At 59.0% G+C, this 605-nt stretch carries 2 pseudogenes; one reads left to right on the forward strand and one right to left on the reverse strand.

The annotated features are described in order from the left end of the window. Positions 1-240: pseudogene (locus tag EOA86_RS37495) on the forward strand (DUF1176 domain-containing protein); the annotation flags it as partial. A 76-nt stretch (positions 241-316) separates the two neighbouring features. On the opposite strand, the pseudogene EOA86_RS37500 reads toward EOA86_RS37495, so the two are convergent. Then, a pseudogene (locus EOA86_RS37500) lies at positions 317-605 on the reverse strand (alpha/beta hydrolase); the annotation flags it as partial.

The following is a 605-nucleotide window of genomic DNA, read 5'->3' on the forward strand; positions in this document are numbered from 1 at the left end:
GTCGAGGCGATGAACGTCACCGGCTTCCAGACCGACGACCAGTTGGTCAATTCCGAATTCGACGACGCCACCAAGACGATCTCGTCCCTCAACAAGTGGCGCGGCGTCGGCGATGCCTCATCAGCCGGGACATATCTTTTTCGCAACGGCAATTTCTCGCTGGTGCAGTACGATGTCGACGCCTCCTACGACGGCGAGATCAACCCGCAGACGGTGGTGGACTACAACACCGCGCCTTGAGGCGCGGCGCGCTTCAAGTTTTTTCTTGATGCATGTCGTTGTCCCAAAACCGCTACACACTTTTGGGCGACATGCATTAGGGCGCCTTCGACAGCATCCAATTGAGCGTGCCGCGCCAGTCGGTCATGCGGATCGGCGTGCCGTGCGTGCCGGTCTCGAAACGAACAAAGCGGGCCGGATAGGTTTTCGATTTGGCCAGGATCGAACGGAAGAACGCTTCCTGTTTTGCCACCGGAAATACCGGATCCTTGCTGCCGTGGCCGAAGAAGACCGGGACACGGCGCTTAAAGCCTGGGCTCGAGAAGAAACTTTCATCCCACAGCGAACCGAGCAGCAGCAACCCGTCGATGCGGCCGCCCGTATCC

Source organism: Mesorhizobium sp. M5C.F.Ca.IN.020.32.2.1 (assembly GCF_004023105.1).
Lineage (GTDB): Bacteria > Pseudomonadota > Alphaproteobacteria > Rhizobiales > Rhizobiaceae > Mesorhizobium > Mesorhizobium wenxiniae.